We start from the raw sequence: 17913 nt of genomic DNA, 5'->3' as shown, positions 1-17913 counted from the left end.
CCTTTTTTCTATATCGCCGTATTTACACTGATCTTAAATTATTATTTTAGCATATAGTACAACTAAAAATGCCCGATTCTATAAATTCTCTCTAAAAAAAGTAAAAACCAGCTCATAAGGAGCTGGCTTTAAAACTTTAAGAATCACACTTGGTTAAAAACTCTTCTGTTAAGTCATTGGCACATACTTGATATTTCTCACTATATTGTTCTTTAATACCATTCACCATTTTCTTGCCTATACCTGTATTTCTGTGTGAAGGATTAACTGAGATATGCTGAATGATAACCTTACCAAATTCTTCATCCACATATATACCAATTGCTCCTAAAACATCTTCTTCTTTCCACAAATATAAATGCCAATTATCATTGTTCTCGTATTCCTTAATTGTTTGTTGTAATTTTTTAACATCTTTTTCTTCCGGCATAAAAGACAATAGTCCCATAGCAATCTTTTCTAGTGATTTTTTAAAACGAATTAACATATATACCCCTCATTATTTAAGAACTTATTATATAGTATAACGTTACCAGTCCTCAAAAGGTTCCATTAAGTTCTTAAAACTTTTATTATATCTGTGCTATTTAAAGTGTTTTCAAAACTTTATTCTAATATATTATTTTTTTGCACATATTGATCATACTACTTTTTTTAATGATTGTCATGATTTTGCTAGCAATTGTTATAAAATATCCATAATTTCAAGCTTAAATAAAACGACAAAGACTAAACTAAGTATGGAGTGATTAACACTTTAAGAAGTAGCTTTCAGCTTAACAATAGTGGTCAATTAGTAACTTTTTTTATAAATTCAATGTACTAATTCTTTCGGAAGAATAATCTATCAAACGGAACTAATCCAATTGAACTCAGAGATATCCCCATTAATTTTTTATGAATTAGAGCTTTTTGAAACGTAGTATATAACGGTATAATTATATCTTGATCAATCAATTTTTCTTCTAACTGTTTTAGCAATTCAAAACGTTTTTCTTGTCGTTTTTCCCTCATAACTTTATCACAAAACTTATAAACCTTCTCTTCTAAATTATATAATTCAGAAAACACACTACTCTCAGATAGAAATAAATTATATACAGAAACCTCTCTTGAATTTTCAGAAAGAAAACCAGATAGAACTAAATCTGCTTGTTTTGACATTTCTATAAAACTTGAATATGGCACTTGAATAATATCAAGTTTTATACCGTATTTGGTTAATTCAGTCTGTATCCAATTAATATCATCTTCATTAGGAGTCAATTCATATGTCATTAAAGTTAAAGATTCATCGTACTTAGTGTCTTGATAAATCCAAGAATTAGAAGAATCATCATTTTCTTGATCTATAAATGAATTTGCCTTTTTAAATCTTGGATACCCCAAGTCCCTAACCATATTATCTTTGTTGATCATTGATGATACCCTTCTCCTTAATAAATGATTTATTCTAATAGTTTTTTTATTCATATTCCACATAAGATACTTAGTTGATAGATGATTTCTTCGAACGTGATTATATCCATCATCACTATCTTTTTCTAACGAAAATGGAATATAAAATAGAGGTTCCCGCTTCATTTTATTAGCATTAAAATATTTCTCAATAGTTGGTAATATAAATATTGTAATTTCATCAAGGTAGGCCCTACCCTTAAAATAAGTAGGATGAACTTTTAGATTTAATAATGTCTCATCATGTTTTTCTATCATAAAAGGTCCTGTACCTATGGGAACTTCAGCAAATATTTCTTTTGTTTTACCACCATAATCTTCAGGAACAATGGAGCACTTGGGGGAGGATATAAGAATATCCCAATTATACATAGACTGTGAAAATTCAAATCGTATAACGTGACTTCCTATACAGCTTATACTTTTCAGATGCCTAATTATCCATTTTGATGGTGTATTACCAAGCCTCTCAAAACTAAATTTTATATCTTTTGAAGTAAGGTTTTTATTGTTGTGGAAATTAACCCCTTTCCTTATATAAAAAGTCCATTCCTTCCCCTCATTATTTTCTTCCCAATAATGCGATATACTTGGCACTATGCTTTCACTTTCCTTACTGTAAGTAACTAATGTATTGAAAATTTGTTCTACAATGTGCCTTTCCGATTCCCTTTCAACAACAGCAGGATCTAATGAGTTATAAATACGAAAATATGGAATTTTTAAGTGTTCATAATCATTTTTATTTTCATTCTCCTTTGTTACATTATCAACTTTCAGTCCAAAAAGTTTGAGAATCATACCATAAAAGACTTGCTCAATCTCATTATATAAATCATTATTTTCAAACAAAGATATTAGCCTAATAATTTCATCATAATCAGGTGACTGGTCTTCAAAGTAATCAAACATTTCTTCAATAGTTACTAAAAAGATTATTGTGGTTGCATTCCCTCTTCCTTCTCCTTTATTTCTATTTATCCACTTTTTATCAGCCATCTTATTCAAGATATTGGTTACAGTTCTTTCTGAGCATTGTAACTCTTTACTAATCTCACTTCTGGTTAATTTGACCTCTTGAAACGCTACGAACTGTGAGTACTTAGCAAAAAGATGAAAATAGTGTTCTATAAGCTTCATGATTATACGTTCCCCCTACTATAAAAGGTGAAATTGCAATCATTAACTTTCACTTTTTATTCTCCTTTTAGTAAGTATAATTATAATTACGGACTTTGTAAATTTTATACATTAGTGAGATATAAATTTGGGGGAGGTTTGATGAATGGGAGGATTACAAAAAGGTCATTTTTTCAATCTAGTTTCTGTTATCACGATGGCGGTCGGGCCATTATTATCAAAATTTGGTTTATTGGAGATTTCCCCTGCTCAAGCATCTGTTATTAACACTATAACTGTTATCATTGCAAGTTATCTATTGGGAGTAATACAACATAGGAAGGTGAATTTCTATGTTGAAAAGGAAATAATGATGTTAGCTTTATTCAATTCAATAGGGGTTATCTTTTTATTTTTAAGTACAAATTTACTTTCTCCAGTTGAAATAGGGTTTATTGGAAGGTTTTATACTGTATTTGCTGTGATATTATCCGTTTTAATACTAAAAGAGAGACTAAGTAAAAAGGAAGTAATATTTATAACTCTGGCAATCTTAGGAGCTTTTTTATTTGTTAATAGAGGTGGAGATTTTGATTCAAATATATTAGGTAGTTTATTTGCAGTTATATATACGTTCTTCTTCGCATTAACAAACATATTCATTAAAAAAACTATGTCTAAAGAAAGAGATTCAAATTCTATTTTATTTACTAACAATTGTATTACCCTCATATTTGTTTTACTTTACGCAACTATAACAGGAGATCTTTTAAATTCTGATTATTCAATAACAGGAGTAAGTTTTATAATTACATCTTCACTTTTAACTGGATTTTTGGGAACGCTTTTCTTATATAAAGCTTTGCAACACTTACGTTTCTCGATCGCTAATGTAACCAGAGCATTCAGTCCGTTATTACTTGCTACAATATCATTTCCGTTTTTCCCAATTGAAATAACCATTCAAAATGTATTAGGTGCAATAGTTTTAATACTTTCAATTCTTTTATTATCTTTAGGAAAAACCAACAAAGATAAGTCTATCGATACATATAAAAAGGCTTCTAATTCTTAACTGAATGGTTTAAATTGTAACTCTAGTAGTACGTCTTTATGCACGTTTTATTTATCAATCGAACAAGGAGTTGATTCTCCCCAATAAGAACTTAAAAAAGATATGATTCCCATAGTAAAATGGAAATCATATCTTTATATGTCTTTTAAAATTATTTAATCGAGAACTTACTCTTTTTCAGCAAATGTGACAGTTTTCATAGCGTCACCTTGTTTAATACGTAAAACAACATCCATACCTTCTATTACTTGTCCAAAAACAGTATGAACACCGTCTAAATGAGGTTGTGGCTCATGTACTAAGAAAAATTGACTTCCACCAGTATCTTTACCTGCGTGAGCCATTGATAACGATCCTGCTTTGTGCTTATGCGGATTACCTTCTGTTTCACAAGCAATAGCATAACCAGGTCCACCTGATCCTGTTCCTGTTGGATCCCCACCTTGTGCAACGAAACCAGGTATTACGCGGTGAAATACAACACCATCATAAAAACCACTAGTTGCTAATTTTTCGAAGTTTGCTACCGTATTAGGAGCAGCTTCCTCATACATTTCAATTACTATTTTTTCGCCATTTTCAAATTCAATTGTTGCTTGTTTCATCTTTATTCCTCCTAATTATTCGTAAGATAAGTCATTTTTACTAACTTCTTGATAGGTCTCGCGCTGAATGACAAGTTTATCTTGTTTATTTTCAATAAATACTACAGCTGCTTTTGGAAAACGATTATAATTACTAGACATGGAATAGCCATACGCACCAGTACTAAAAACAGCAAGAAGATCGCCTGGTTCTGCATTTGCTAATGGAACATCCCATAATAACATATCGCCTGATTCACAGCACTTTCCTGCAACGGACGCGGTTGTAGAAGCTGGTACATTCGCTTTATTTGCAAGAATAGCATCATACTTGGCTTGATAAAGTGCAGGTCGAATGTTGTCTGTCATTCCTCCATCGACTGCAATATAGTCTCGCACACCTGGAATTTGTTTTTTTGAACCTACTGTATAAAGTGTTATTGCAGTATTGCCAACAATCGCACGACCTGGTTCAATCCATATCTCTGGGAAGTCCATGTCATGTTTGACAACTTGTTGTTTAATCTCATCAACAAGTGCATTAACATAACCATCTAGTTGTAGAGGTTCATCTTCATCAGTATAACGAATTCCAAAACCACCACCCAAATTTAATACTTCTGGAGTGTAGTCATAGTTTTTTTTCCAGCTAGCTAATGAATCAAATAAACGACGTACTGCCATAACAAAACCATCTGTTTCAAATATTTGCGAACCTATATGACAGTGTAGCCCTTTAACATGCATACTGTCAATTTCTTGTAACTTTCTAAATGCCTCTTCCGCTTGTCCATTTGCTAAATCAAATCCGAATTTTGAATCTTCGTTACCAGTAAGAATATAGTCATGTGTATGTGCTTCAATACCTGGCGTCACACGAATAAGTACATCCATTTCACTTTGATAGTTTGCTAATATTTCTTTTAACAAATCAATTTCATGAAAATTGTCAATGACAATACAGCCGATGTCATGTTTAACAGCCATTTCTAATTCAGCTACACTTTTATTATTCCCATGCATATGAATTTTCTCAGTAGGAAAGTCGGCTTGTAAGGCTGTATACAATTCCCCTTGTGATACAACGTCTAAACTTAAATTCTCTTGTTTAGCAACTTGTAACATAGCAATAGATGAAAAGGCTTTACTTGCATATGCAACCTGAGCATTTACACCTAAACGAGCAAAAGTGTCGACAAAAGCACGTGCATTCTCTCTGATTTTTTCAACATCATATACAAAAAGAGGGGTTTCATATTTTTTCGCTAAATATGTGGTATCGACGCCTCCGATTGTTAAATGACCTTGAATATCTATATCTTTAAGCTCTTGCATCAAATACACCTCCACAATCCTTCAGAAAATATGCTTCTTTTCATCAATCTAGCTGAAAAAAATAAAAATCCCTTGCCAGTTTATACGATGAATAAATAGCATTCATAACATATAATGGAAGGGATTCCTAACATATTCCCAACTTCTTTTTCTTTTTAGATAAAATTAATTTACCACAAGTTAGGTCCGCGTTCAACTTTTATAATTGAATAATTATATTATGGTTGTTTATAATTGTTTTTTGGATGTACAATGCTTGGTCGTTCTTTCGATTGTGGAACTGCAAATCGAAACAATATTTGAATTAACGCTTTCCCATTAAAAGGTAAAAACGGCCATAGGTATGGTGTATTTAAAGACTTTGTTCGAGCTAATAATATTACATAGAGTGAAAAACCAATTAATAATCCTTTCACACCGAAGATCCCGGTAAATATTAGTAATAAAACTCGAATCATCTTGTTTGCAATACTAAGTTCATAACTAGGGGTTGCAAACGAACCGATTGCACTTATTGCTACATATAAAATAACTTCAGCTGTAAAAAGACCAACATCAATAGCTATTTGCCCAATTAAGACAGCTGCAATTAACCCCATGGCAGTTGATAATGGTGTTGGCGTATGGATCGCCGCCATTCGTAGAAATTCTATACCGATATCAGCTAATATAATTTGTAAAATAATTGGTATATTACCTGATTCATTAGGACCAATAAATGACAACGCATCAGGGAGTAATTGTTGTTCCATCACCATAATGTACCATAATGGCAGAAGGAAGATAGAAGCGAGAATACCAGTAAAACGTATCCACCGTACAAATGTTCCGATTGCTGGTGATTGGCGATATTCCTCCGCATGTTGTACATGATGAAAATAGGTAGTAGGTGTGATAATTATACTTGGTGAAGTATCAACCATGATTAGTACATGCCCTTCAAATAGATGATTGGCTGCAACATCAGGACGTTCTGTATATCGAACCAAAGGAAAAGGATTAACTCCTTGTTTCACCAAATATTCCTCTATTGTTTTATCAGCCATTGCTAAACCATCTATGTCGATACTCTCTAATTCCTTTTTAATCTTTCTGACCAATCCATCATCAGCAATATCTTGAATATAGGAAATGCAAATATCGGTTTTAGATCGTTCTCCTACTTGTAAAATTTCATTACGTAGCCGTTCATCACGTACACGTCTTCTTGTTAAGGCTGTATTTTCGATAATATTCTCTGTGTAGCCATCCCTTGCACCGCGAACAACCTTTTCTGTATCTGGTTCTTCAGGACTTCTTCCAGGGTAACTTCTTACATCTACCGTAAAACCAACATCTTGTCCATCAATAAAAATAACAATTAATCCAGAAAGTAATTGTGTCATTAAATCATCTAAATATTCATATTCTTCCACTTGTTGATGAACTAGACGATTTTTAATAATTGTTGTAAGTTGACTTTTATTTGTCTCTTCCTCGTTAATGGAGACAAGTTTTTTTAATAATTCTACAATCACAGGTGTTTCACATAATCCTGTAACATAATACAATTGGACTTTCTGTTTTAATAAAATAATTTCTCGAAAACCAATATCAAAAGACGTTCCCACACCTAATTTACTTTTCATATAACTTTGAATTTCATTTATATCATTCATAATTGGTTTCTTATCTTTTTTTTTACTCAATCGGGACACCTCTTTCTAAAATCAATTCAACAGCCTTTCGAGTAATTGGACAACCTTTCTTTTCATCATCATACCCATGCATCTTCCCAATATCTCCAATTGCTATAACATTAGGTAGATTAAGTTGATCCAATATGTAAACCGTGTCCCCGTTTATTCTACCTACTTCAGCAATCGGGACACCTTCTTTATCAACACCATGCTCATTAATCTGTCCATCTTGGTCTATTGAAAGTGCTACACGTGACCACTCCATATTTTTCGTATGTGCAGCTACTGCAACAACACCTAAAATCGTGATGATCGGATCATGCACTAAGGCTAAGATAGTTTCTTCACCAGATCCTATACCAAATACACCAGCATCATCAACTAAGACATAAACAGGATTTACTTTAGCTTCATAAACAGCTTGAATGATATCTTCTGATGTATAAACACTAGGATTACCAGCAAATGCAGAAAGTGACGTGCCACCCAAAGTTTTAGCTATGTAATCAATCGTGTGTTGCGCATATTGATCACCATCTGTAATGATAATAACTTGTTTTTTATCCATAGTAATTATCCTTTCGTCTGATTAATCTAGTTACTTAACAAACACCAACCATTGAAATAATGAACCAATAATTTTCCCTAGAACTATAGCCATCATAAGCCAAATAATTTGATGATCTACCCGAATTCGCTTGGCCAAGATAGGAAAAACATTTAGTACTTCTGTCAACGCTGCAGCTAACATACCAATAAAAATACCATGCAGTAATCCCCAAATTACTAAGATAAAGTTTGGAAGATAAAAGGTGTAATTGCTAAATGAGAGATACGTACCAAAAAAAACACCCACTATAACTGCCATTTCATAATAATGTAAGAATTTTTTTGTTTTGCTTAATGTAACTAATCTTGGTATGATCCCTAACATTGTTAAGAATGCAACGAAACCTGTTCCTACTACCAATCCGGAACCTAAACCAATACATACATCAACAAGTTTATTTATCATTTGAATCATTCAATTTGTTCTCATAATGACTTACATATTGATCGATATCTTGTTGGTACTTATAAATTTCAATTTCTAACGGACTAGGTTCTTCATTAATTCGCTTTTTAAAAATATGATTAAAAAATAAAATCATCCCAAGACCTAGACCTAGTGAATAAGGAACCTGCATCCAAAGAGGATATTTTTCCTTTTCTCCTGTAAACAAATAATGAAGGCGTTGCTGTACACTTTGCATGCTTACATCATAATGAAAATTCATAATTGTCATAGCTGAGCCAACAAATAATAAGGACCATACAAACAGGATAAATGTTACTCTAGGTACTCTTCTTTTTTTAGTAATATGTATAATTGTTTGATTTGGACCTAATAACTGTAGATCAATTTCAGGAAAATACGCTTGTAATTTTTTAATAACAGTAAATCCTTCTATTACACAAACTTCTAAATCTTCTTTTACTATTTCTCGTAAAACGATTTGGTTTAATTTAGCAACCATTGCTTCATTTCCTGAAATAAAGGCAATGTCTTTTAACCTGACTTTTTTCTTTGCAGTTGTCTGGTAATGTTTTTTCATTCTTAAATAAATGATTCCATTCAAGTGAACACCTCCAAAACTTCTTTTTAGTATGGATCAGATCACAAGGAATCATGCATTTTAAAAACGATAAAGTTATTTTAAGCGGTCGGTGAGTTTTTTGCCTTTTACCAATACTGACTATTAGTTGCACTGGAATAAAAAACTGCATGCCCTTTGTTAGATAATATCTAACAAAGGGCATGCAGTTAGTTCTATAAAAATGCTTTTATATCTCAATCTGATTTTTCATCCAGTCTAAAATTTTCTTTTCTAATCGTGATACCTGTACTTGTGAAATTCCTAACCTTCGTGCAACTTCTGCCTGTGTTTGGTCTTGATAGTAACGTAAATAAACAATTAATCGTTCACGTTCATCCAAATCACGTATTACTTCTTGAAGCGCAATTTTATCAAACCAATTGGTTTCTTGATCAGAAATCTGATCAAGAAGTGTAATTGGATCTCCATCATTCTCATATACTGTTTCATGGATTGAATGTGGCGTTTTGGCAGCTTCTTGTGCATGTACAACATCTTCAATAGATATCTCAAGCGCTTCTGCAATTTCAGAAATCGTTGGCGATCTGCCTAACATTTTTGTTAATTCATCTTTTTTTCGCCTTATTTTATTACCTGTTTCTTTTAAAGAACGACTAACTTTCACGCTACCATCATCACGCAAAAATCGCTGGATTTCTCCAATAATCATTGGCACTGCATAAGTTGAAAATCTAACATCATAAGATAGATCGAATTTATCAATTGATTTAAGTAAACCAATACAGCCAATTTGAAATAAATCATCTGGATCATATCCACGATTCATAAAGCGTTGAACAACAGACCAAACCAACCTTACATTTCGTTCAACCAAAATGTCTTTTGCATTTTGATCGCCCGCTTGGCTAAGACGAAGATATTCCTTTACCTCTTCATCACGCAACTGTTTGACATTATGAGTTTTATTTAATTCCATTTTTTAGTCCATCCCCTTAATTGCATAAGGTTCGACTTTTATTAAAATGTTTGATCAATTTCACTATTGTTCCTTGACCACTTGTTGATTCAACTTCAACTTTATCCATGAAATTTTCCATAATTGTAAAACCCATTCCCGATCTTTCTAACTCCGGTTTAGAAGTGTAAAGTGGTTCAATAGCTTGATCAATATCTGCAATACCTACACCTGTATCTCTAATAACAAGTTCTACTTGATCGTCATCAATCGAACAAGTCATATAAATCATTTCATTCGCATTATGGTTATAACCATGAATGATCGCATTCGTAACAGCTTCAGAAACCACTGTCTTTATTTCTGTTAATTCATCAAGTGTTGGATCTAGCTGGGAGACAAAAGCCGCAATAGTAACTCTGGCGAATGATTCGTTCGCACTAATACTAGAAAATTTAATGTCCATCTCATTCTTCACGATGCCACCCCCAAAAGAAGTAATGCAAATGACTCATTTTCTTCCAATCGAATAATCTTAAACAATCCAGATAACTCAAACAAGCGTTTTACAGCAGGAGAAATCGAACAAACTACCATTTCTCCCTCTCGTTGTTTTATTTCCTTATATCTGCCTAAGATAACTCCTAAGCCTGAACTATCCATGAAGGTTAATTGTTCTAAATTCATAATGACATGCTCGGTTTTTGTCTCTTTAATCATAGTCTGCCATTCTTTTTTGAATTGTTCTGCTTCATGATGATCTAGTTCACCCGATAGCCTTACCAGCAATACATTTTCTTTCGTCTTCCAATCTGTTATCAAGCTCACTGTTTTTCCTCCTCTTATTCCTTTGTTCTTTGGTTTCTTTCTATTTTGTTTAATTGAATTCCTGCAACATGACAAAACTAGTGTTTATTCGAAACAAAATGATACTTATCCCTCTTTTTTCACCAATTCCTTCATCGAGTATTTAAATAACTTCCAAACACTCGCTTCTTCAAGTGTTTCTTTTAATAGTAAAGGGGTTTCTGACAACAATTTCCCATCTTTCTTCACTTCTAATAAGCCAACTTGACTCCCCTTAGTTAAAGGTAATTGAATATCTTGATTTATTTTTATATTTGTTTCAATTCCAGATTGTTTTTCCCCTTTTTCTAATACGATTGAGACAGCATCTTCTGTAATAACATCTACTTCATCTTTATCAGCTTTAACCATTGAAATTTTCGTTACTGCTTGCTGTCCTTCATACAGTTGTTCTGTTTTATATTGAGAGAAAGCATAATCAAACATCTGTGTAACTGCTTGATTTCTTGCTTTAGTCGATTCAGCTCCAAGTGCAACTGCAATCACACGCATATTATCTTTTTTTGCAGTTGCAGTTAAACAATATTTTGCTTCTGAAGTGTAACCAGTTTTTAGTCCGTCCACACCATCATAAAACTTAACTAATTTATTTGTGTTTACTAACCAAAACTCATCTTCTGTACCTTTACGTAAATAATCTTCGTAAACACTTGTATACGTTGTAATTTCTTCATGCTTTAATAGATCTTTTGCAATAATCGACATATCATATGCAGTTGAGTAGTGGTCTTCTGCTGGTAAACCAGTTGGATTTTGGAAACGTGTATTTTCTAATCCTAGTTCTTTAGCCTTTTCATTCATCATTGTTACAAAAGCCGCTTCACTTCCAGCAATACGTTCTGCTAGAGCAACACTTGCATCATTACCTGAGGCCATAGCAATTCCTTTTAAAAGATCTTCAACCGTCATCTCCTCCCCTTCTTCTAAGAAGATTTGTGATCCACCCATAGAAGCTGCATATTCACTAACTCGAACTTTTTCAGTCAATGTTATTTTTTCATCATCCAATGCTTCCATTATTAAAATAAGTGTCATCATTTTTGTCATACTAGCTGGTGGTAATTGTTCATGTGCATTTTTTTCGTAAAATATTTTACCGGTATCTCTTTCGATTAAAATAGCAGAACTTGCGTTTTCAGCTAGTGCTAATTCATCTGTTGTCGATTCATTTTCATTTGCGTTTGTCACCATTGGTTGGAAATAAAATAATAATAGTAACATCGTTAATAGTAGGACTGTTCTTTTCATCATGTGTAAACCTCCAAATACGTAATGTTCATATTTTTTCCATAAACCGTGATTTTTATAACAAAAAAAACACCTGAATTAAAAATTCAGGTGTTTTTCTGTTCTCTATTCTATTGGAGGTAGTCTTTTTCTTGATATTATTTAATAACCTGATAGATTAAATCAAGTCCAGCTACTTTTTTATCAGATATAGTATATGCCTGTTGCATCGTTTCTTCGGACTGCCCAGCAACCTGTGTATCACTAAATAATATAGCAATTGGGTCATCAATAGCTACGTGATCGCCTAATTTTTTTAGAAGTCTAATGCCAACACCATGATTAATAATATCTTCTTTGGTAGCTCTCCCAGCTCCTAAATGCATAGCAGCTATTCCAATTAATTCAGCGTCCATAGAGGATATATAACCTGTTTCTTTCGCTTTAATTTCTATCTCATATGAAGCTTTAGGAAGCTTATCAGGATCATCAATTACACTAATATCTCCACCTTGTGCTTCTACAAATGAGCGAAATGCTTGAAAAGCTTTTCCATTATCAAGGTTTTTCTCTAACTCGATATAAGCCGTTTCATAAGAATCAAAGACTTCAGCTAATACCGTCATATGTGCTGCTAATTCAAGCGATAATCTTCGCAAATCAGGTATATTCTTTCCTTGAAGAACGTCAATCGCTTCCTTCACCTCATTTGCATTGCCAATTTCATGGCCTAATGGTTGGTTCATATCACTTATTACTGCAATCGTATTCCGACCTAAATGTTTTCCGATAGTTACCATTTGTTGTGCTAAAGCTTGTGATTCTTTCATAGTTTTCATAAAAGCACCAGAACCAGTTTTTACGTCTAAGACAATACTATCGGCACCAGATGCTAGTTTTTTACTCATAATTGAACCTGCAATTAATGGAATTGAATCGACTGTTCCAGTCACATCACGTAATGCATATAATTTCTTATCTGCAGGAGCTAAATTACCTGTTTGACCTGCAACTGCTAATTTATATGTATTTACTTGTTCAATAAAAGCTTCTTTATCTAATTCGATTGTGAATCCAGGAATCGATTCTAATTTATCTAATGTACCACCAGTGTGTCCTAAACCTCTTCCAGACATTTTAGCTACAGGAACCCCTACAGACGCTACTAAAGGACCAACAATAAATGTCGTCTTATCTCCAACACCACCTGTAGAGTGCTTGTCTACTATATGGCCTTCTATAGCAGACAAATCAATTGTTTCACCTGAGGCAACCATAGCCTCTGTTAAATCCGCAGTCTCTTTTTCATTCATTCCGGAGTTATAAATTGACATTAACAAAGCAGAAACTTGATAATCAGGAATTGTTCCTTCTGTATAGCCATCAATAAAAAAAGATATCTCTTCTTTTGTTAACGCATGTCCATTTCGTTTTTTTAATATAACATCAACCATTCGCATTCTATTCACCTCTTATCTACAGATTATTTTAAACTAATGTTTTCACCATTTCTTTTACAAAAGTTAAGAAATCTTGTTTCACTCTTGTTGTAGTTTCAATAACTTCTTGATGATTAAGTGGTTGATCTAGAATACCTGCTGCCATATTAGATATACAAGATATTCCCAAAACGGATAGACCGGCGTGGTTTGCAACAATAACTTCTGGTACGGTTGACATACCAACAGCATCTCCACCCAAATAACGTAACATTCTCACTTCTGCTCCAGTTTCATATGATGGTCCAGTATTTCCAACATATACACCAGTTTGAACCTTTAAATTTAATTGCTTTGCAGTGTCTTTTGCGTGCGTGATTAATTCTCTATTATAGGCTTGTGACATATCAGGAAAACGGTCACCTAATTTATCATCATTTGGACCGATTAAAGGATTCGTTCCCATATTATTAATATGATCTTCAATTAACATTAAATCTCCTGGTTCAAATGATTCATTAATTCCTCCTGCTGCATTTGTCACGAACAATTGTTTAATGCCCAATTCTCTCATTACAAGAACTGGAAAAGTAACTTGTTCCATTGTATACCCTTCATAAAAATGGAATCGTCCTTGCATTGCAATTACTTGTTTTCCTTCTAAATTACCAATTACAAGTTGTCCTTTATGACCAGAAACCGTCGATACAGGAAAATGTGGAATATCTGCGTAAGGTATAGAAACAGCATCTGTTATCTCATCTGCCAACACGCCTAAACCTGAGCCTAAAATTAAACCAATTGTAGGCTGTACCTTAAGTTTCTCTTTTATATATGTTTGTGCTTCTATTACTTGTTTTCTATCCATATTTATCCCCCTTATTTAATATCTTTCAAAAAACTTTCTCCATATTTAGGCATGCTTATTCCAAAGTTTTCGGCCACAGTAGCACCAATATCGGCAAAAGTTTGACGAATAGGTAGTTCTTGACCTGATTCTATTGCCTGATGATGAACAAGTAAAGGCACATATTCTCTAGTATGATCTGTTCCATGATGAATCGGATCATTTCCATGATCAGCTGTAATAATTAAAAGATCATCTGCCCGTAATTTGTTCAACACTTCTGGTAAACGAGCATCAAAAGTCTCTAGTGCTTCACCATATCCTTTTGGATCGCGTCTGTGTCCATATTTTGCATCAAAATCAACTAAATTCAAAAAGTTTAAGCCTTGAAAATCCTTGTCCATAGATTGAATAAATTTTTCCATGCCATCATCGTTATCATCCGTTCTAATCGATTCAGTAACTCCTTCACTATCAAAAATATCAGAAATTTTACCAAGTGCAACCACGTCAAAAGAAGCGTCTTGTAATTCGTTCATTACTGTTCGACCGAATGGTTTTAACGCATAGTCATGTCGATTAGAAGTACGCTCAAAAGCACCTGGCTTTCCTGTAAATGGTCGTGTGATGATTCGGCCGACCATGTATTTATCATTTTTCGTTAGTTCACGGGCTATCTCACAAATTCTATATTGTTCCTCAATAGGTATGACATCTTCATGTGCTGCGATTTGTAACACAGAATCAGCAGAAGTATAGACGATAAGAGCCCCTGTCTCCATGTGCTCTTGACCAAGTTCTTTAATTATTTCTGTACCAGAAGCTGGTTTATTACCTATAATTTTACGACCAGTACGTTCTTCTATTTCTGTTAGTAAATCATCTGGAAACCCATCTGGAAATGTTTGAAAAGGCTGATCAATAAATAAACCCATCATTTCCCAATGACCAGTCATTGTGTCTTTTCCATTTGATGCTTCTTGCATTTTTGTGTAATGTGCTAAAGGTTTAGAAGCTTTCTCAATACCCTCAATTTCTCGAATATTACTAAGCCCCATTTTTCCAATGGTTGGCATATGTAAACCGTTCATATGCGAAGCAATATGACCTAATGTATCTGCACCAACATCATTAAACTTTGGAGCGTCTGGTGCTTCTCCTATACCAACTGAATCCATTACAATTAAAAATATGCGTTTAAATGGTGCCATTATTACGTCCTCCTAGTTTTTCTGTTTAGCTTATGCTCTTGGATGATAACTTGAATATATATCCTTTAGCCTTGCTTTAGAGACATGGGTATATATTTGAGTAGTTGAAATATCAGCATGTCCTAACATTTCTTGAACGGATCTAAGATCTGCTCCATTTTCAAGTAAGTGTGTGGCAAATGAATGTCTTAACGTGTGTGGCGTTATTTCCTTCTTAATGCCAACATCTCTTGCAACCCCTTTTAATATCTTCCAAAACCCTTGTCTTGAGAGCGGATTACCATGATGATTAACAAATAATTGGTCAATTTTTTTGTGTTTGACCAATTGTTCTCGACTATTTGTCAAGTAATTTTCTATTGCATCTTTTGCGATATCACCTAATGGAACGATTCTCTCCTTGCCACCTTTTCCAAGACAACGAACAAACCCCATCATTAGATGTAAATCACTTACCTTTATCTGAATTAATTCAGACACTCTTAAACCAGTAGCGTAAAGCATTTCTAACATTGCTTTATTACGAATGGTTAACGAATTCGGAGTAGGGATCATCAATAGCGTATCTATCTCTCTTGTTGAAAGAACTTTTGGTAGCGTTCGAGCCTTCTTAGGTGATTCAATATGTAAACTAGCATCCGCTAAAAATTGATATTCTCTAACTAAAAATTGGTGAAATAGTCTTATAGTTGAGAGTGCGCGGGCAATAGTTGCTTGTGAACGATCATGGTCCTTGAGATCATAAAGATAGTTTAATATATGACTACGGTCAACTTGTTTCCAATCTGATAGTTGACAATTCGTTTGTAAAAACGAACAATATTTTTTTATGTCGCGCCGGTAAGATTGTAACGTGTTAACTGATAGTCCTCTTTCTATTTGTAAGTAATGAAAAAAGTCATCAATAATATCTTGCATTTGCTATTCCCCTATTCGAAAAAAGATTGATAATCGATCAATCCAATCATGTTGTTCCTGTTGAATCACTTTTACAGCTTTTCCTTCTGGTGGATCATAGCGATGATAATTTTGGTATTCCACCTCCATAGCTCGCAATCCGAAATAGAATAAAGAAGTGCAAAGTAAGAATAGTAAAAATAGTTTCATTGTGTCTTTCATATAGCGCATTATATTCATAATTGGCATATCTCCTATCTATACCTGTTTCGCACATATTTAAAACGTGCTCCCTACAAGATATGCCAAATTGGTAAGAATATATACACACACTATAGCTAGATTACCGAAAAAAATGGTAACTGTAAATAAAAAAGCCCAAAATAAAAAGCCTTCTTCACTAAAAGGCTCTAATCATGAGGATGCTTTTAATTCTTCTTCTTGACATTTCCGACAAACACCGTGAAATGTTAAACGATGATCTTTTACTTTAAAACCCCAATCATTTTCAACAATTTTTTCTACATCTTCTAATAAATCATCCATAATCTCTTCAACAGATCCACACTCCATACATACTAAATGATGGTGGAAATGTGCGGCACCTTCTTCACGTAAATCATAACGGGATACACCATCACCGAAGTTTATTTTATCTACTATTTTTAGTTCAGATAATAACTCTAGGGTTCGATAAACAGTTGCCAAACCAATTTCAGGCGCTTTCTCTTTCACTAATAAATAAACATCTTCTGCACTTAAATGATCTTCTTCACGCTCTAATAAAACACGGACTGTAGCTTCGCGCTGTGGTGTAAGTTTATAGCTCTGCGAATGTAAATGCTTTTTGATTCGATCAATTCGATGCTCCATGTATGAAACCTCCCTTACATTCTCAATTATAAGTAGGGAGTAGTAACCTGTCAATTAAAATAATTATAAATTATTAGTGATAATCATTATTAATTTATAATTATTATTAATTATACAACCATGATATAACTAATTTCATTGCAGAACTAGACACAACTGATTCTACAAATGCTGCTATAGTTGCAATTCCAATAAACAAGATAAACACGACAACATATTGTAAAAATGGGCGGAATGTTGGTTGTTGTATTCTTCTAGAGAAAAGTTTTTGAAATAAAGCTAGTGAAAATATCATTGCTACGCTACTAGCTAATAAATAGATAGGAATAACAAATAAATTTTGCGGTGCAATAGATGCAGCAGCAAAGACTAACCCTTTCCACCCTAATTGATTCACAAAAAAACCAACAGAAAAACCAACGACAACTCCCTTAATAAACATTAATATCCAGATAATCGGTAAACCGATAACAGATAAACCTAATATAAAAAATAAAAGTAAGTATTGTAGATGATAGGAAAAACTTGTTTTAAAAAGCTCCTGCTTCTCTACTGTTGAACCTTCTAGTAATTGATTCATAAATTGATCAAGATAAAAATAGAGATCTTGTTTCTGAACAAAGTCCATACTATTTACGATGACTGCTCCAAAAATAACACCGATTAAAAACAAAACTAGCATAAAAAAATAAACGAGTCGATATTTTTTTATGTGGACTATTACATAATTGTGATTGCGATTCATAGAA

General features: G+C 33.3%; 20 protein-coding genes. 1 reads left to right on the top strand and 19 read right to left on the bottom strand.

Annotated features, from left to right (window positions below):
- Nucleotides 1-136 precede the first annotated feature (136 nt).
- Both D2K62_RS00490 and D2K62_RS00485 read right to left on the bottom strand, forming a co-directional pair.
- On the bottom strand, nt 137-487 hold the full coding sequence (locus D2K62_RS00490) for a GNAT family N-acetyltransferase (RefSeq protein WP_112181223.1): 351 nt from the start codon (nt 485-487) through the stop codon (nt 137-139).
- A gap of 335 nt (nt 488-822) precedes the next feature.
- Nucleotides 823-2598 (bottom strand): ABC transporter substrate-binding protein, encoded by a 1776-nt coding sequence (locus D2K62_RS00485; protein WP_117160712.1) that lies wholly within the window; start codon nt 2596-2598, stop codon nt 823-825.
- Nucleotides 2599-2743: 145 nt separating this feature from the next.
- Here D2K62_RS00485 and D2K62_RS00480 point away from each other — a divergent pair, with 145 nt between their 5' ends.
- Entirely contained in the window at nt 2744-3652 is a 909-nt protein-coding gene (locus D2K62_RS00480; RefSeq protein WP_117160711.1) for a DMT family transporter, read from the top strand.
- 167 nt (nt 3653-3819) lie between these two features.
- Here the strand turns inward: D2K62_RS00480 and D2K62_RS00475 are convergent, their stop codons facing one another.
- The 17 genes from D2K62_RS00475 to spoIIM all read right to left on the bottom strand — a co-directional run bounded on the left by D2K62_RS00475 (nt 3820) and on the right by spoIIM (nt 17909).
- On the bottom strand, nt 3820-4257 hold the full coding sequence (locus tag D2K62_RS00475; protein WP_112181225.1) for a peptidylprolyl isomerase: 438 nt from the start codon (nt 4255-4257) through the stop codon (nt 3820-3822).
- A 15-nt stretch (nt 4258-4272) separates the two neighbouring features.
- Nucleotides 4273-5571 carry a diaminopimelate decarboxylase gene (lysA, locus tag D2K62_RS00470; RefSeq protein WP_117160710.1) on the bottom strand — a complete coding sequence of 433 codons (1299 nt, stop codon included), beginning with the start codon at nt 5569-5571 and terminating at the stop codon, nt 4273-4275.
- A 218-nt stretch (nt 5572-5789) separates the two neighbouring features.
- Nucleotides 5790-7229: a spore germination protein gene (locus D2K62_RS00465; protein WP_112182728.1), complete on the bottom strand. Its 1440-nt coding sequence runs from the start codon at nt 7227-7229 to the stop codon at nt 5790-5792.
- Nucleotides 7230-7251: 22 nt separating this feature from the next.
- Nucleotides 7252-7818: a stage V sporulation protein SpoVABEA gene (spoVAEA, locus tag D2K62_RS00460; RefSeq protein ID WP_117160709.1), complete on the bottom strand. Its 567-nt coding sequence runs from the start codon at nt 7816-7818 to the stop codon at nt 7252-7254.
- Between the two features lie 30 nt (nt 7819-7848).
- Nucleotides 7849-8274: a stage V sporulation protein AB gene (locus D2K62_RS00455; RefSeq protein WP_269813814.1), complete on the bottom strand. Its 426-nt coding sequence runs from the start codon at nt 8272-8274 to the stop codon at nt 7849-7851.
- Entirely contained in the window at nt 8255-8869 is a 615-nt protein-coding gene (locus D2K62_RS00450; protein ID WP_112181228.1) for a stage V sporulation protein AA, read from the bottom strand. The genes D2K62_RS00455 and D2K62_RS00450 overlap by 20 nt, the downstream gene beginning before the upstream one ends.
- Before the next feature lie 205 nt (nt 8870-9074).
- The gene (gene sigF, locus D2K62_RS00445) at nt 9075-9824 is read right to left on the bottom strand and encodes an RNA polymerase sporulation sigma factor SigF (protein ID WP_112181229.1); all 750 of its coding nucleotides are present in this window, start codon (nt 9822-9824) and stop codon (nt 9075-9077) included.
- Nucleotides 9825-9840: 16 nt separating this feature from the next.
- Nucleotides 9841-10281, bottom strand: a complete 441-nt coding sequence (gene spoIIAB / locus D2K62_RS00440; protein WP_112181230.1) for an anti-sigma F factor — start codon at nt 10279-10281, stop codon at nt 9841-9843.
- A complete protein-coding gene (gene spoIIAA / locus D2K62_RS00435) occupies nt 10278-10631 on the bottom strand; it encodes an anti-sigma F factor antagonist (protein ID WP_117160708.1) in 354 nt (117 codons plus the stop codon). Before spoIIAA ends, spoIIAB begins: the two co-directional genes overlap by 4 nt.
- Nucleotides 10632-10736: 105 nt before the next feature.
- A complete protein-coding gene (locus D2K62_RS00430) occupies nt 10737-11918 on the bottom strand; it encodes a D-alanyl-D-alanine carboxypeptidase family protein (protein WP_112182730.1) in 1182 nt (393 codons plus the stop codon).
- Between the two features lie 137 nt (nt 11919-12055).
- Complete coding sequence (locus tag D2K62_RS00425; protein ID WP_112181232.1) at nt 12056-13357, bottom strand: pyrimidine-nucleoside phosphorylase; 1302 nt, start codon at nt 13355-13357, stop codon at nt 12056-12058.
- Between the two features lie 28 nt (nt 13358-13385).
- Complete coding sequence (locus tag D2K62_RS00420; RefSeq protein ID WP_117160707.1) at nt 13386-14204, bottom strand: purine-nucleoside phosphorylase; 819 nt, start codon at nt 14202-14204, stop codon at nt 13386-13388.
- An 11-nt stretch (nt 14205-14215) separates the two neighbouring features.
- On the bottom strand, nt 14216-15394 hold the full coding sequence (gene deoB, locus D2K62_RS00415; protein WP_117160706.1) for a phosphopentomutase: 1179 nt from the start codon (nt 15392-15394) through the stop codon (nt 14216-14218).
- Between the two features lie 30 nt (nt 15395-15424).
- Nucleotides 15425-16312 (bottom strand): site-specific tyrosine recombinase XerD, encoded by an 888-nt coding sequence (gene xerD / locus D2K62_RS00410; RefSeq protein ID WP_117160705.1) that lies wholly within the window; start codon nt 16310-16312, stop codon nt 15425-15427.
- Nucleotides 16313-16315: 3 nt separating this feature from the next.
- Nucleotides 16316-16531, bottom strand: coding sequence for a DUF4227 family protein (locus D2K62_RS00405; protein WP_112181236.1), 216 nt, complete (start codon nt 16529-16531; stop codon nt 16316-16318).
- A gap of 174 nt (nt 16532-16705) precedes the next feature.
- Entirely contained in the window at nt 16706-17164 is a 459-nt protein-coding gene (gene fur / locus D2K62_RS00400; RefSeq protein WP_112181237.1) for a ferric iron uptake transcriptional regulator, read from the bottom strand.
- Nucleotides 17165-17270: 106 nt separating this feature from the next.
- Nucleotides 17271-17909, bottom strand: coding sequence for a stage II sporulation protein M (spoIIM, locus tag D2K62_RS00395; protein ID WP_112181238.1), 639 nt, complete (start codon nt 17907-17909; stop codon nt 17271-17273).
- Nucleotides 17910-17913 lie beyond the last annotated feature (4 nt).

The organism is Paraliobacillus sp. X-1268 (genome assembly GCF_003426095.1).
GTDB lineage: Bacteria > Bacillota > Bacilli > Bacillales > Amphibacillaceae > Paraliobacillus_A > Paraliobacillus_A zengyii.
This window is presented reverse-complemented; position numbering and strand designations above follow the sequence as displayed.

Coding starts and splice junctions, on each gene's coding strand:
- D2K62_RS00490 (WP_112181223.1), bottom strand. CDS start 487: ATGTTAATTCGTTTTAAAAAATCACTAGAAAAGATTGCTATGGGACTA.
- D2K62_RS00485 (WP_117160712.1), bottom strand. CDS start 2,598: ATGAAGCTTATAGAACACTATTTTCATCTTTTTGCTAAGTACTCACAG.
- D2K62_RS00480 (WP_117160711.1), top strand. CDS start 2,744: ATGGGAGGATTACAAAAAGGTCATTTTTTCAATCTAGTTTCTGTTATC.
- D2K62_RS00475 (WP_112181225.1), bottom strand. CDS start 4,257: ATGAAACAAGCAACAATTGAATTTGAAAATGGCGAAAAAATAGTAATT.
- lysA (WP_117160710.1), bottom strand. CDS start 5,571: ATGCAAGAGCTTAAAGATATAGATATTCAAGGTCATTTAACAATCGGA.
- D2K62_RS00465 (WP_112182728.1), bottom strand. CDS start 7,229: ATGAATGATATAAATGAAATTCAAAGTTATATGAAAAGTAAATTAGGT.
- spoVAEA (WP_117160709.1), bottom strand. CDS start 7,818: ATGGATAAAAAACAAGTTATTATCATTACAGATGGTGATCAATATGCG.
- D2K62_RS00455 (WP_269813814.1), bottom strand. CDS start 8,274: ATGATTCAAATGATAAATAAACTTGTTGATGTATGTATTGGTTTAGGT.
- sigF (WP_112181229.1), bottom strand. CDS start 9,824: ATGGAATTAAATAAAACTCATAATGTCAAACAGTTGCGTGATGAAGAG.
- D2K62_RS00430 (WP_112182730.1), bottom strand. CDS start 11,918: ATGAAAAGAACAGTCCTACTATTAACGATGTTACTATTATTATTTTAT.
- D2K62_RS00425 (WP_112181232.1), bottom strand. CDS start 13,357: ATGCGAATGGTTGATGTTATATTAAAAAAACGAAATGGACATGCGTTA.
- D2K62_RS00420 (WP_117160707.1), bottom strand. CDS start 14,204: ATGGATAGAAAACAAGTAATAGAAGCACAAACATATATAAAAGAGAAA.
- deoB (WP_117160706.1), bottom strand. CDS start 15,394: ATGGCACCATTTAAACGCATATTTTTAATTGTAATGGATTCAGTTGGT.
- xerD (WP_117160705.1), bottom strand. CDS start 16,312: ATGCAAGATATTATTGATGACTTTTTTCATTACTTACAAATAGAAAGA.
- D2K62_RS00405 (WP_112181236.1), bottom strand. CDS start 16,531: ATGAATATAATGCGCTATATGAAAGACACAATGAAACTATTTTTACTA.
- fur (WP_112181237.1), bottom strand. CDS start 17,164: ATGGAGCATCGAATTGATCGAATCAAAAAGCATTTACATTCGCAGAGC.
- spoIIM (WP_112181238.1), bottom strand. CDS start 17,909: ATGAATCGCAATCACAATTATGTAATAGTCCACATAAAAAAATATCGA.